The sequence below is a fragment of the Nonomuraea sp. CA-141351 genome, assembly GCF_050944675.1.
Classification (GTDB): Bacteria; Actinomycetota; Actinomycetes; order Streptosporangiales; family Streptosporangiaceae; genus Nonomuraea.
This window is the reverse complement of sequence record NZ_CP191982.1, coordinates 2,952,421-2,965,306: the sequence shown is the minus strand read 5'-3', so window position 1 is coordinate 2,965,306 and position 12,886 is coordinate 2,952,421. Positions and strand designations below refer to the sequence as shown.

Annotated in this window: 11 protein-coding genes; 9 read left to right on the top strand and 2 right to left on the bottom strand. The window is 70.9% G+C overall.

Annotated elements, in window-relative coordinates; all coding sequences use genetic code 11:
- Positions 1-146: 146 nt before the first annotated feature.
- Positions 147-1,820: a thiamine pyrophosphate-binding protein gene (locus ACQPWU_RS14430; protein ID WP_433440094.1), complete on the bottom strand. Its 1,674-nt coding sequence runs from the start codon at positions 1,818-1,820 to the stop codon at positions 147-149.
- 77 nt (positions 1,821-1,897) lie between these two features.
- A complete protein-coding gene (locus tag ACQPWU_RS14425; RefSeq protein WP_433445212.1) occupies positions 1,898-3,256 on the bottom strand; it encodes a molybdopterin molybdotransferase MoeA in 1,359 nt (452 codons plus the stop codon).
- 148 nt (positions 3,257-3,404) lie between these two features.
- Here ACQPWU_RS14425 and ACQPWU_RS14420 point away from each other — a divergent pair, with 148 nt between their 5' ends.
- From ACQPWU_RS14420 to ACQPWU_RS14380, 9 genes are all read left to right on the top strand, one after another.
- Entirely contained in the window at positions 3,405-4,382 is a 978-nt protein-coding gene (locus tag ACQPWU_RS14420; RefSeq protein ID WP_433440092.1) for a 2-dehydropantoate 2-reductase, read from the top strand.
- Between the two features lie 38 nt (positions 4,383-4,420).
- Entirely contained in the window at positions 4,421-6,322 is a 1,902-nt protein-coding gene (locus ACQPWU_RS14415) for a molybdopterin oxidoreductase family protein (protein WP_433440090.1), read from the top strand.
- A 4-nt stretch (positions 6,323-6,326) separates the two neighbouring features.
- Entirely contained in the window at positions 6,327-8,120 is a 1,794-nt protein-coding gene (locus tag ACQPWU_RS14410; RefSeq protein WP_433440088.1) for an NAD(P)H-dependent oxidoreductase subunit E, read from the top strand.
- On the top strand, positions 8,117-8,959 hold the full coding sequence (locus ACQPWU_RS14405) for a 2Fe-2S iron-sulfur cluster-binding protein (protein ID WP_433440087.1): 843 nt from the start codon (positions 8,117-8,119) through the stop codon (positions 8,957-8,959). The genes ACQPWU_RS14410 and ACQPWU_RS14405 overlap by 4 nt, the downstream gene beginning before the upstream one ends.
- Positions 8,952-9,812, top strand: coding sequence for a formate dehydrogenase accessory sulfurtransferase FdhD (fdhD, locus tag ACQPWU_RS14400; protein ID WP_433440085.1), 861 nt, complete (start codon positions 8,952-8,954; stop codon positions 9,810-9,812). Before ACQPWU_RS14405 ends, fdhD begins: the two co-directional genes overlap by 8 nt.
- A gap of 118 nt (positions 9,813-9,930) precedes the next feature.
- Complete coding sequence (locus ACQPWU_RS14395; protein ID WP_433440083.1) at positions 9,931-10,830, top strand: metal ABC transporter substrate-binding protein; 900 nt, start codon at positions 9,931-9,933, stop codon at positions 10,828-10,830.
- Positions 10,827-11,621: a metal ABC transporter ATP-binding protein gene (locus ACQPWU_RS14390; RefSeq protein WP_433440081.1), complete on the top strand. Its 795-nt coding sequence runs from the start codon at positions 10,827-10,829 to the stop codon at positions 11,619-11,621. Before ACQPWU_RS14395 ends, ACQPWU_RS14390 begins: the two co-directional genes overlap by 4 nt.
- Positions 11,621-12,496 carry a metal ABC transporter permease gene (locus ACQPWU_RS14385; RefSeq protein WP_433445210.1) on the top strand — a complete coding sequence of 292 codons (876 nt, stop codon included), beginning with the start codon at positions 11,621-11,623 and terminating at the stop codon, positions 12,494-12,496. Before ACQPWU_RS14390 ends, ACQPWU_RS14385 begins: the two co-directional genes overlap by 1 nt.
- Positions 12,493-12,885: a Fur family transcriptional regulator gene (locus tag ACQPWU_RS14380; protein ID WP_433440079.1), complete on the top strand. Its 393-nt coding sequence runs from the start codon at positions 12,493-12,495 to the stop codon at positions 12,883-12,885. The genes ACQPWU_RS14385 and ACQPWU_RS14380 overlap by 4 nt, the downstream gene beginning before the upstream one ends.
- The last annotated feature ends 1 nt before the right edge of the window (position 12,886 follow it).

Below are 12,886 nucleotides of genomic sequence, written 5' to 3'. Positions count from 1 at the left end.
CGTATTGTTGGTACAGCTAGGCCGCTGGATCGGCGGTGACAGCGCGTGGAGACCTGGCCGGTGGGCAGTCTGTGAAGCGCGAACCCCCGGATACTGGTCGCTCGGTATGACGGGAAGCATCTTCTGCACTCGTGTGGAGGAGGAGATCATTTGTACATCGTCTGGTTCATGGTTCCGGGGGCATAGACCTCCGGATCCACCCACACGTTGATCAGCGAGGGCTTGCCCGACTCCCTGGCCCGCTCGAGCGCGGGGCGGATCTCGGCCGGGTCGCGCACCTCCTCGCCGTGGCCGCCGAGGAGCTTGGCGAAGTCGCCGTAGCGGATGTCGCCGAGGGTGTTGCCGACGCGAGCGCGGTCCTCGCCGTACTTGGCGGCCTGGCCGTACCTGATCTGGTTCATGGACGAGTTGTTGCCGATGACCCCGATGAACGGCAGGTCGAAGCGGACCATGGTCTCGAAGTCCCACCCGGTCAGGCTGAAGGCGCCGTCACCGAACAGGCAGAGCACCTCCTTGTCGCGCCGCGCCTGCTTGGCGGCCATCGCGAAGGCCATGCCGACGCCGAGCGTGCCGAGCGGTCCCGGGTCCATCCAGTGGCCGGGCGACTTGGGCTGCACGACCTGGCCCGAGAAGGTGACGATGTCGCCGCCGTCGCCGATGTAGATGGTGTCCTCGGTGAGGAACTCGTTGATCTCGTGGACCAGCCGGTAGGGGTCGATGGGCTGGGCGTCGGAGAGCTGGCGGGGCAGGCGCTTCTCGTACGCCTGGGTCTCGACCGCGCGCAGCTCGTCCATCCACTCCTTGCGCTTGGCGCCCGCGTTCTCGATGCGGCCGCTGGCGGCCTGGGCCGCCGCCGCGAGGATGAGGCCCGCGTCGCCCACGATCCCCAGGTCAATGTCCCGATTTTTCCCGACAGTGCGGTAGTCGAGGTCGATCTGGACCACGGTGGCGGTCGGCGAGAGGCGCTTGCCGTAGCCCATCCTGAAGTCGAACGGGGTGCCGACGATGATGATCAGGTCGGCGTTGGTGAAGGCGTACCTGCGGCTGAGCTGGAAGTGGTGCGGGTCGCCCGGCGGGAGCGTGCCGCGGCCCGAGCCGTTCATGTACGCGGGCACGTTCAGGGCCCGTACGAAGTCGATCGCGGCGTCGGTCGCCCGGCACGTCCACACCTGGCTCCCGAGCAGGATGCACGGCTTCTCCGCGTGCGCCAGCAGGTCCGCCAGCCGCTCGATCGCCTCGGGGTCGCCCTGCTGGCGCGTGGATGCCCGGTAGTGCCCCGGCTCGGGGATGCGGGCCTTCTCCAGCGGGACCTTCGCGTCGAGCACGTCGCGCGGGATCTCCAGGAAGGACGGGCCCGGCGCGCCGTGGTAGCACTCCCTGAAGGCCATCGACACGATGTCGGCCACCCGCTCCGTGCTGGGCACCGTGGCGGCGAACTTGGTGATCGGGGTCATCATGTCCACGTGCGGCAGGTCCTGTAGCGAGCCCATCTTGTGCTGGCTCAGCGCTCCCTGGCCGCCGATGAGCAACATCGGGCTCTCCGCGCGGAAGGCGTTGGCCACGCCGGTCACCGCGTCGGTCGTGCCCGGTCCCGCGGTGACCACCGCGCAACCGGGCTTGCCGGTGATGCGCGCATAGCCGTCCGCCGCGTGCGCCGCCACCTGCTCGTGACGTACGTCGATGACCTCGATGCCCTCATCGACGCAGCCGTCGTAGATATCGATGATGTGGCCGCCGCAGAGCGTGTAGATCACTTCCACGCCCTCGGCTTTGAGTGCCTTGGCTACGAGATGACCGCCAGAGATCGTTTCCGACATCATGCCACCTTTCCCGGCGCTGTCTTCCGCATACTGCATACCGTATGACCGCAATGGTTACTCCCTCCCGATCGGCCTGTCTAGCCCCCAGGGGGCAACTCGATCAGCTCGACCTGCTCACCGGACCACGCCGGCGGGACGACGGCCAGCGCGTCGGCCAGCGCCGCTCCCCACAACGAGCCCGGCCGATCGTGCCCCACCGGCACCGCGCCCCGGCTCGATCTCCGCACCGGCACGAGCCGCGTGTCGTGCGGATGCGCCCGCACCGGCCCGGCCAGCGCGGACGTCTCCTTGCGGGCACTCGTCCCGGCCAGTTCGCGCAGAATCGGGGCGAGCAACGTGAGCGCCGCGCCGAGCGCCGCGAACGGGTTGCCCGGCAGCCCCACCACCAGCGGCCCGTCCGGCAGCCTTGCCAGGAGCTGCGGGTGCCCCGGGCGCACGGCGACGCCGTCGACGAGGATTTCCGCGCCCAGGTCGTCGAGCACGGACCTGAGGTGGTCGGCGGGTCCTTTCGACGATGCGCCGCAAACGATGACGACGTCAACGGCCGCCGCCGCTCCGGTCACGCCGACGCCATCCGATGGCACAGCACTCACCGCGCCGCGCCCGCCGATCAACGCCCGCCCTTCGGCAGGAGCAGGCGGCGGGGCGGTGGCGCGCGGCGGCGGCTCCTCAGGCGTGGGTGCGGAGGGCGGCGCGTTCACCAGCGCGGCGAGGGCGGTGCGCAGCGGCTCCCGGCCGTCGGGCAGCCGGGACGTGCCCGTGACGCGGCCTCCCGCCCACTCCACCAGGCCCGGCAGGAACGGGCCGATGGCGTCGCGTACCCGGCCCGGCGCGGGAAGCCCCTCGTGCACGACCTCGTCACCCGTGACCAGCACGGCCACGCGCGGGCGGGGCCGTACCAATAGCTCGTCGTGGCCGAGTGCGGCGGCCAGCCCGAGGGTCACCGGGGTCACCACCGCGCCCGCGCCGAGCACCACCGCGCCCTCGGCGATGTCCTCGCCGCGCCGCCGGATGTGCCGCCCCGCCTCCACGGCGCCGTCCACCCACACCGGTTCCGCCTCCACCCGCGCCCGGGGCACCGCCACCGACCTGGGAGGCGGCACCTCGGCCGCGTGCTCGTAGGGCAGCACCGCCGACGCGCCCGCGGGCGTCGGAGCGCCGGTGGCAATCTCCACCGCCTCCCCCGGCCGGAGCTCATCCCCGTAGCAGGCCCCACCGGCCAGGACACGGCCCATTACCCGCCAGGGTCCGGCACCGGCCACCGCGTAGCCGTCCATCGCCGCGACGTCCACCCCTGGCACCGCCACCAGCGCCGTCAGCGGCGCGGCGAGGCGGCAGCCGAAGGCGTCGGCCAACAGCACCGAGGCGGGCTCGAGCGGGACCGCGGAGGCCGCCGCGAGGGCCCGCACCGAGGCCCAAGACATCGTTTTCACCACTGGATCATCACGCAAAACGGTCATAGGCATGCTCCTTGACCCGCTTTTTTCCATACTGTATACCGAATGCAAGGTGGGCCGCGCCCAGCCGCCCCCCTCATGTAACGGGGTTCCGTACATACGATCCGACGCGAGAACGGAGCGGAGCATGAAGGTCGCTGTTCTTGGCGCCGGCGCCATCGGCGCATACGTGGGGGCCGCCCTCCACCGGGCGGGAGTCGAGGTGCACCTCATCGCGAGAGGCGAGCACCTGCAGGCGATACGCCGCGCCGGTGTGCGGGTGCTCACCCCCAGGGGCGACTTCACCGCCCACCCCCATGCCACCGACGACCCCGCCGAGGTCGGTCCGGTGGACCACGTCTTCCTGGGCCTCAAGGCGAACAGCTACGCCTCCGCCGGCCCCATGATCAAGCCACTCCTCCACGAGACCACGAGCGTCATCGCCGCGCAGAACGGCATCCCGTGGTGGTACTTCCACGGGCTCAAGGGCCCCCACGAGGGCTACCGCATCGAGAGCGTCGACCCGGGCGGCGCGGTCACGACCGCGCTGCCCCTGAACCGTGCCATCGGCTGCGTCGTGTACGCCGCCACCGAGATCGAGCAGCCCGGCGTGATCCGCCACCTCGAAGGCACCCGCTTCTCCATCGGCGAGCCGGACGGCCGGCTGACCGAGCGGTGCGCGGCCTTCAGCGAGGCCGCGATCGCCGGCGGGCTGAAGTGCCCGGTGGAGCGCGACCTGAGGCGCGACGTCTGGATCAAACTCATGGGAAACATCGCCTTCAACCCGATCAGCGCGCTGGCCAGGGCGACGATGGCCGGGATCTGCCGCCACGACGGCGCCAGGGAGCTGGTCGCGGCCATGATGCGGGAGACCGTCGAGGTGGCCAGGCGAGTCGGCTGCGATCCGGGGATCTCGATCGAGCGCCGCATCCGGGGCGCGGAGAAGGCGGGCGAGCACAAGACCTCCACGCTCCAGGACCTGGAGAAGGGCAAGCCGCTGGAGCTCGACGTGCTGCTGGCGGCCGTGGTCGAGCTGGCCGACCTCACCGGCGCCGAGGTGCCGACGCTGCGCGCCATCCACGCGGTGAGCGACCTGCTCAACGCGAACCTTGTCCGCGCGGTGTAATCGGGAATACCGTAGCCTGTATACAGAATGGAGGGATCATGAGCTATGACCGCCTGACCCATCCACTGGTGCGCGAGGACGGCGTGCTTCGCAGAGCGACCTGGGAAGAGGCGCTCGAGCGGGCGGCGGAGGGATTCCGCCGCAATATCGAGAGGCACGGCCCCGACAGCTTCGCCATGCTGTCGTGCGCCCGCTCCACCAATGAGATGAACTACGTCGGGCAGAAGTTCACCCGCGTGGTGATCGGCACCAACAACGTGGACTCCTGCAACCGCACCTGCCACGCGCCGAGCGTGGCAGGCCTGTCGGCGGTGTTCGGCAGCGGTGGCGGCACCTCTTCCTACGCGGAGGTGGAGGACACCGATGTGATCGTGATGTGGGGCTCGGCGGCGCGCAACGCCCACCCCATCTTCTTCCAGCACGTGTTGAAGGGCATTCGCAACGGCGCACGGATGTTCGCGGTGGACCCGCGCCGCACCGGCACCGCCCAGTGGGCCGACCTGTGGCTGGGGCTCAACGTGGGCACCGACATCCCCCTCGCCCACGCGGTCGCCAGGGAGATCATCCACGCCGGGCTGCACAACGAGGCGTTCATCGAGCGGGCCACGGCCGGGTTCGAGGAGTTCAAGGAGTCCGTCGAGCCGTGGACGCTGACCGCCGCCGAGCAGGTGACCGGCGTGCCGGCGGACGCCATCCGCGAGCTGGCCCACGCCTACGCCCGCGCCGACCGCGCCCAGCTGTGCTGGACGCTCGGCATCACCGAGCACCACAACGCGACGGACAACGTACGGGCCCTCATCAACCTGGCCCTGCTCACCGGCCACGTCGGCCGCTACGGCTCCGGCCTGTCGCCGCTGCGCGGCCAGAACAACGTGCAGGGCGGCGGCGACATGGGCGCCATCCCCAACCGCCTGCCGGGCTTCCAGGACATCCTCGACCCGGGCGTCAGGGCCCGCTTCGAAAGCGCGTGGGGCAGGGAGATCCAGCCCCGGTACGGCTTCAACCTCACCGAGATGCTGGAGGCGATGGCCGAGGGCGAGGTGACCACCTGCTACCTGATCGGTGAGAACCCCGTGCAGTCCGAGGCGGACTCGCTGGCCTGCATCAAGCGCCTGTCCATGCTCGATCACCTGGTCGTGCAGGACATCTTCCTCACCAAGACCGCCCAGATGGCCGACGTCGTGCTGCCCGCCAGCGCCGCCTGGTGCGAGGCGGACGGCACGTTCACCAACAGCGAGCGCCGGGTCCAGCGGGTGCGCAAGGCCGTGGAGCCGCCGGGCGAGGCGCGCGACGACATCTGGATCATGTGTGAGATCGCCCGCAGGCTGGGTCACGACTGGCACTACGACGGGGCGGAGGAGGTCTGGAACGAGCTGCGCGCCCTGTCGCCCCAGCACAAGGGCATGACCTACCAGCGGCTGGCCGAGTTGCAGGGCATCCAGTGGCCCTGCCCGTCCGAGGACGCGCTGGAGCCGCCCTACCTGCACGGCAGGTTGTGGGAGAGCGACCCGGTCAAAAGGGGACTGCCGGCGCCGTTCGCGCTGCTGCGCCACTCGCCGCCGGTGGACCTGCTGGACGAGGAATATCCGCTGCGGCTGACGACCGGGAGACGGCTCGACTCGTACAACACGGGCGTGCAGTCGTCCGGGTTCGCCTCTCCCCTGCGCCGCGGCGAGACGGTGGAGCTCTGTCCTGAGGACGCCGAGCGGCTCGGCGTCGTCGCGGGCGAGGAGGTGCGGATCAGCTCTCGGCGCGGGACGGTGGTCGCGCCGGTGTTCATCGACCCCGCCCTGCGGCCGGGGCTGGTGTTCATGACCATGCATTTCCCGGACGAGGTGGACACCAACTCGCTCACCATCGAGGCCACCTGCCCGATCGCGGGCACGGCCGAGTTCAAGGCGGCAGCCGTACGCGTCGAGAAGCTCGTTAAGGCCGGGTGATCAGATGGATCTGAGGTTCCGCGGCGCCGAGCCGTCCGAGGAGGAGCGCGCGGCCGTCGACGCACTGCTCGGACCGCCCGCCACCGCATGGGATGGCGGTTCGAGGACCGAGACCGACCTGCGGGTCGCCGCCCGCGCCGAGTCGCAGCGCGACCTGCTGCTCCCCGCCCTGCACGCGGTCAACGACCGGGTCGGGTGGATCAGCGAGGGCGCGCTCGAGTACATCTGCCGCCGCCTCACCGTGCCGCCCGCCGAGGCGTACGGGGTGGCCACGTTCTACTCGCTGTTCTCCATGGAGCCGCGCCCGAGGCGCGTGCTGCACGTCTGCACCGACCTGGCCTGCCAGGCGAAGGGCGGAGAGGACGTACGCAGGCGGGTCGAGGAGGCGCTCGGGCCGCAGGGCCGGTCGTGGCACGAGAGCCCCTGCCTGGGCCTGTGCGAACGCGCCCCCGCCGCGCTCGCTCTGGAGGCGGGCACTCCCCCCAAGGCCCAGGTGTACGCCCCCGCGCAGGCCGACACGATCGCCGGCACGCCGAGCCCCAACGGCAGCACGCCCAGCCTCGAGGTCGCGGGCGACGCCCCGGTGGCGGCGGCCGTGCCGCAGGCCGGGCAGGACGGGCTGACCCTGCTCAGGCGGGTCGGCACGGCCGATCCCGGGAGCCTGGACGACTACCGGGCGGCCGGCGGCTACACCGCGCTCAGGCGGGCCTTCGAGCTGGGCCCGGCCGGGGTGATCCGGGAGGTGCTGGAGTCGGGGCTGGTCGGCAGGGGTGGCGCGGCGTTCCCGACCGGCCGCAAGTGGGACGCCACCGCGCGGCAGCCCGACCACCCGCACTACCTGGTGTGCAACGCCGACGAGAGCGAGCCGGGCACGTTCAAGGACCGGGTCATCATGGAGGGCGACCCGTACGCGCTGGTGGAGGCGATGACGATCGCCGGGTACGCCACCGGCTGCGCCAAGGGCTACCTCTACATCAGAGGCGAGTATCCCCGTGCGACCGCGCGCCTCCAGCACGCCATCGCGACCGCCCGTGCGCGGGGCCTGCTCGGCGACGACATCCTCGGCAAGGGGTTGTCGTTCGACATCGAGCTGCGGAGGGGCGCGGGCGCGTACATCTGCGGCGAGGAGACCGCGATCTTCAACTCCATCGAGGGCAGGCGCGGCGAGCCGCGCAGCAAGCCGCCGTTCCCCGTGGAGAAAGGGCTGTTCGGCAAGCCGACCGTGGTCAACAACGTCGAGACGCTGGTCAACGTGCTGCCGATCCTGGAGCGCGGCGCCCAGGCGTACGCGGCGGCCGAGCCGAAGCTGTTCTGCGTCTCGGGCGCGGTCGAGCGGCCCGGCGTGTACGAGCTGACGTTCGGCGCCACCTTGCGTGAACTGCTGGAGATGGCCGGGACCACGGGCACGACCAGGGCGGTGCTGCTCGGCGGCGCGGCCGGCGCGTTCGTCACCGACCTGGACATCCCGCTCACCTTCGAGGGCACCAGGAACGCGGGGGCCACGCTCGGCTCCGGCGTGGTGCTCGTCATCGACGACAGCGTGGACATGAAACGGCTGCTGCTGCGCATCGCGGAGTTCTTCCGCGACGAGTCCTGCGGCCAGTGCGTGCCCTGCCGGGTGGGCACCGTACGGCAGGAGGAGGCCCTGCACCGCCTGTCGAGCCGGGTCTCCGAGGACGACCTCGTGCTGCTGCGCGAGGTCGGCCAGACCATGCGCGACGCCTCCATCTGCGGCCTGGGACAGACCGCATGGAACGCCGTCGAATCCGCCATCGACCGCCTGGGGGTGTTCAGATGATCCCGCTTCAGCCGCCCCGGCGGCTCATCGACGTCCAGATCGACGGCGAGGACGTACGCGTGCCGGAGGGCTCGACGATCCTCGACGCCTGTCAGGCGGCCGGGAAGGACATCCCGACCCTCTGCTACGGCGACACGCTGACCCCGAAGAACGCCTGCCGCGTCTGCGTCGTGGAGGTGGAGGGCGCCAGGACGCTGGCGCCCGCCTGCTCCAGGAAGGCCGAGCCGGGCATGAAGGTCGGCACCGACACCGAGCGCGCCAGGCAGAGCCGCAAGGTGGTGCTGGAGCTGCTCGGCTCCTCCGTGGACATGTCGACCACGCCTCGCGCCGCCGAATGGGTGGCCGAGTACGGCGCCGACCCCGCCAGGTTCGGCGACGAGGCGGCCTCGGTGGAGCAGCCCGCCAAGGTGGACAACGACCTCTACGTACGCGACTACAGCAAGTGCATCCTCTGCTACAAGTGCGTGGACGCCTGCGGCGACCAGTGGCAGAACACCTTCGCCATCGGCGTCGCGGGCCGGGGCTTCGACGCGACGATCTCCACCGAGTTCGACGCCCCGCTCACCGACTCGGCCTGCGTCTACTGCGGCAACTGCGTCGAGGTGTGCCCGACGGGCGCGCTGTCGTTCAAGACCGAGTTCGACATGCGGGCCGAGGGCACCTGGGACGAGTCCGAGCAGACGGAGACCACCACGATCTGCAGCTACTGCGGGGTCGGCTGCAACCTGACCCTGCACGTGCAGGATAACAAGATCGTCAAGGTGACCTCGCCGCACGACAACCCGGTGACCAAGGGCAACCTGTGCGTCAAGGGCCGCTTCGGGTACGGCTATGTCTAGGGTCGCCGTCAAGAGACGGATCCTGAGGGTCAAGGACACGGCCCGCACCCGCGGGATCGACTCGCTGGCCGCCGAGGAGCCGCTGGAGATCCGCCTCGACGGGACACCGCTGACGGTCACCATGCGTACGCCCGGGGACGACTTCGACCTGGCCGCCGGATTCCTGGTCAGCGAGGGGGCCGTGGGCTCGGCGGACGACATCGCCACGATCCGCTACTGCGCGGGCGCGACGGTGGACGGCGGGAACACGTACAACGTCCTGGATGTGCGGCTGGCGCCCGGCGTCCAGGCGCCCGCCCCGCGCAACTTCTACACCACGTCCTCCTGCGGCGTCTGCGGCAAGGCGTCGCTGGAGGCGGTGCGCACAGTGGCTCGCTGGAGCGCCGGCGACGACCCGGTCGAGCTGGCGCAGTCCACCGTCGTCACCCTGCCGGACCGGCTGCGTGCGGCCCAGCGGGTGTTCGACAGGACCGGGGGTCTGCACGCGGCCGGCCTGTTCACGGCCGACGGCGAGCCCCTGTGCGTGCGCGAGGACGTGGGCCGGCACAACGCGGTGGACAAGCTGCTCGGCTGGGCGCTGCGCGACGGTCGGCTCCCGCTGCGGGGCACCGTGCTGATGGTGTCGGGCCGGGCCTCGTTCGAGCTGGTGCAGAAAGCGGTCATGGGGGGCATCCCGGCGCTCGCCGCGGTCTCGGCGCCGTCGTCGCTCGCGGTCGAACTGGCCGCCGAGGAGGGGCTGACGCTCATCGGGTTCCTGCGCGGAAACTCGATGAACGTCTACACCGGCGAGCGCCGCCTGGACATCACCTCGGGCGTCGGCTATGGCTCAGCCGACGCGCGTTCACCGGGGTGATGGCGGGATGCCGTACGGTGCCGCCTGGCCCCCAGCCCACCGTCCGGCATCCCCGCTGGAAGCTTCCCCTCGCGGAGCACTTTGACAATCATTTTCATTTTGGCGCATACTGACTTACATGATGTCAGGATTTTCCCGGTCGCACGCTGCCGGTTTGCTGGCCGGGGCCGCCCTCCTCACCGTCACCGCCTGCGGATCCGGCTCCGCCGGGACCGCCGCCGCGGACGGCAAGCCCGAGGTGGTCGCCGCGTTCTACCCGATCCAGTGGCTGACCGAGCAAGTGGGGGGATCCGACGCGCACGTCACGGTCCTGACCGCGCCCGGCGTGGAGCCGCACGACCTGGAGCTGGGCATCCAGCAGGTGAGCGAGCTCCAGAAGGCCGCGCTCACCGTCTACATCAAGGGCGTCCAGCCGGCCGTGGACGACGCGGTGGACGCGGACAAGAGCTTCGACGCCGCCACAGCCGTCAAGACTCTCCCCTCACAGGGGGGCGAGGAGCATGCGGTCTCGTACGACCCGCACCTCTGGCTCGACCCGTCCCGCCTGGCCACCGTCGCCACCAAGCTCGGTGAGCGCCTGGCCGGCGCCGATCCGGCGCACGCGCAGGCGTACAAGGACCGCGCCACCAGGACGGCGAGCACGCTCGGAACGCTCGACCAGGAGTTCGCCAAGGGCCTGAGCGCGTGCAAGACCCAGACGCTGGTCACCTCGCACGAGGCGTTCGGCTACCTGGCGGACCGGTACGGGCTCAAGCAGGTCGGCATCACACTCGACCCGGAGCAGGAGCCGTCGCCCACGCGCATCTCCGAGGTCGCCAAGCTCGCCAAGTCCGAGGGCGTGACCACGATCTTCACCGAGTCCCTGGTCAGCCCCAAGGTGGCCGAGGTGCTCGCGAACGAGGTCGGCGCGAAGACGGCCGTGCTCGACCCGCTGGAGAGCAAGCCCTCCGGCGACTACCTGTCCGCCATGCGCGATAACCTCAAAACCCTACAAACAGCACTGGGGTGTACGGCATGAGTGAAACGGCCTTCGCGATGACCGACGGCCGGGTCTCCTTCGATGGCAAGCCCGTCCTTCGGGGGATCGACCTGACCGTCTGTCCAGGGGAGGTCGTCGCCCTCCTGGGCGCCAACGGCTCGGGCAAGTCGACCCTGGTCCGCACCCTGCTCGGCCTCACGCCACTGACCGGCGGCTCGACGCTGGTGTACGGGTCCCCGCCCGGCAAGTTCCGTGACTGGTGGCGCATCGGCTACGTGCCGCAGCGGCTGCACGTCGGCGGCGGCGTGCCCGCCACCGTGCGGGAGGTCGTGGCCTCTGGCCGCATCGCCAGGCAGAGCCGGCTCCGCAGGACCAGCCCGGCCGACAGGGCCGCCGTGGCCAGGGCGCTGGAGGCCGTCAGGCTGGCCGACCGCGCGAACGACCCCGTCCAGTCGTTGTCCGGGGGGCAGCAGCAGCGGGTACTCATCGCCCGGGCGCTGGCCGGGGAGCCGGACACGTACGTGATGGACGAGCCGACGGCGGGTGTGGACGCCGAGACGCAGCAGTTGCTGGCCGACACGCTGGCCGGGCTGGTGCTCGACGGCAAGACGGTGGTGCTGGTCGCGCACGAGCTGGGGCCGCTGGAGCCGATCATCACGCGCGGCGTGGTGATCCGCGAGGGCCGCGTGGCGCACGACGGGCACCCCCCGCGGCCCGAGGGCGACTGCGCCAGGCCCGGCCACGAACACCAGCACCCGCACGCCGCCGCCCCGGCCGTGGGACCGCTGACGGGCTGGCAGGGCACCGGCCCGCAGGAGGGGTCGCTATGATCATGGATCTTCTTCAGGAGCAGCTCTTCCAGCTCGCTCTGGTCGCCGCGCTGCTGGTGGGCCTGTGCGCCCCCGCTGTGGGGACGTTCATCGTGCAGCGCAGGCTGGCGCTGCTGGGCGACGGCATCGGCCACGTGGCGCTGACCGGCGTGGCCCTGGGCTTCCTGACGGGCACGACGCCCGTGCTCACGGCCGTGATCGTCTCGGTCATCGGGGCGGTGGCCATCGAGCTGGTCAGGGCCCGCGGGCGGACGAGCGGCGACGTGGCGCTCGCGCTGCTGTTCTACGGCGGGATCGCGGGCGGCGTCATGCTCATGGGCATCGCGCCCGGCGGCAGCAACGCCAAGCTGAACTCCTACCTGTTCGGCGCCATCGCCAGCGTGACCCCCCAGGACATCTGGGTCATCGCCGCGCTGGCGGTCGCCGTGATCGCGGTGGTCGTGATCTTCGGCAGAGAGCTGTTCGTGCTCTGCCAGGACGAGGAGATGGCCAGGGCCAGTGGCCTGCCCGTACGCTTCCTCAGCCTGCTGATCGCGGTCACGGCCGCGCTGACCGTGGTGATCGCCATGCGCGTGGTCGGCCTGCTGCTGGTCAGCGCGCTCATGGTGATCCCCGTGGCCACCAGCCAGCAGCTCACGCGGGGGTTCCGCACCACGATGGGGCTGGCCATGCTGTTCGGGGTGCTCGCCTCGGTGGGCGGCCTGCTGGCCTCCACCTACTCGGCCAAGGTGCCTCCAGGGGCGGCGATCGTGCTTCTTGCTCTCGTCGGCTTCGTCCTGGCACTCGGGGTCGGTAGATTTGTACGGCGAGGCCGTACTACCCAGGAGTCGACAGTGAGCGAGCGACCAAAGATGCCCGTGGAGGAGGCCGCATGACGACGAGGCGCGATTCCGTGCACGACACCCTCCGCAAGAGCGAGGGCTTCCGCAGCGCGCAGGACGTCTATGCCGAGATGCGCCTGCACGGCGCCAAGATAGGCCTGACCACCGTCTACCGCGCCCTGCAGGCCCTGGCCGACGGCGGGCAGGTCGACGTGCTGCGCACGGACGAGGGCGAGTCGGTCTATCGCGCGTGTGCCAGTGAGGTCCATCACCACCATCTGGTCTGCCGCCGCTGCGGCCACACGGTGGAGGTGGCCGGTCCCGCGGTCGAGCGGTGGGCGGAGGCCATGGGGAGCGAGCACGGCTTCACCGAGATCACCCATACGGTAGAGGTCTTCGGCACCTGCTCCTCCTGCTCCTCGACGCCGGCCAAGGCGGGCTGAG

Coding starts and splice junctions, on each gene's coding strand:
- ACQPWU_RS14380 (WP_433440079.1), top strand. CDS start 12,493: ATGACGACGAGGCGCGATTCCGTGCACGACACCCTCCGCAAGAGCGAG.
- ACQPWU_RS14395 (WP_433440083.1), top strand. CDS start 9,931: ATGATGTCAGGATTTTCCCGGTCGCACGCTGCCGGTTTGCTGGCCGGG.
- ACQPWU_RS14390 (WP_433440081.1), top strand. CDS start 10,827: ATGAGTGAAACGGCCTTCGCGATGACCGACGGCCGGGTCTCCTTCGAT.
- ACQPWU_RS14420 (WP_433440092.1), top strand. CDS start 3,405: ATGAAGGTCGCTGTTCTTGGCGCCGGCGCCATCGGCGCATACGTGGGG.
- ACQPWU_RS14405 (WP_433440087.1), top strand. CDS start 8,117: ATGATCCCGCTTCAGCCGCCCCGGCGGCTCATCGACGTCCAGATCGAC.
- ACQPWU_RS14415 (WP_433440090.1), top strand. CDS start 4,421: ATGAGCTATGACCGCCTGACCCATCCACTGGTGCGCGAGGACGGCGTG.
- ACQPWU_RS14410 (WP_433440088.1), top strand. CDS start 6,327: ATGGATCTGAGGTTCCGCGGCGCCGAGCCGTCCGAGGAGGAGCGCGCG.
- ACQPWU_RS14430 (WP_433440094.1), bottom strand. CDS start 1,820: ATGATGTCGGAAACGATCTCTGGCGGTCATCTCGTAGCCAAGGCACTC.
- fdhD (WP_433440085.1), top strand. CDS start 8,952: ATGTCTAGGGTCGCCGTCAAGAGACGGATCCTGAGGGTCAAGGACACG.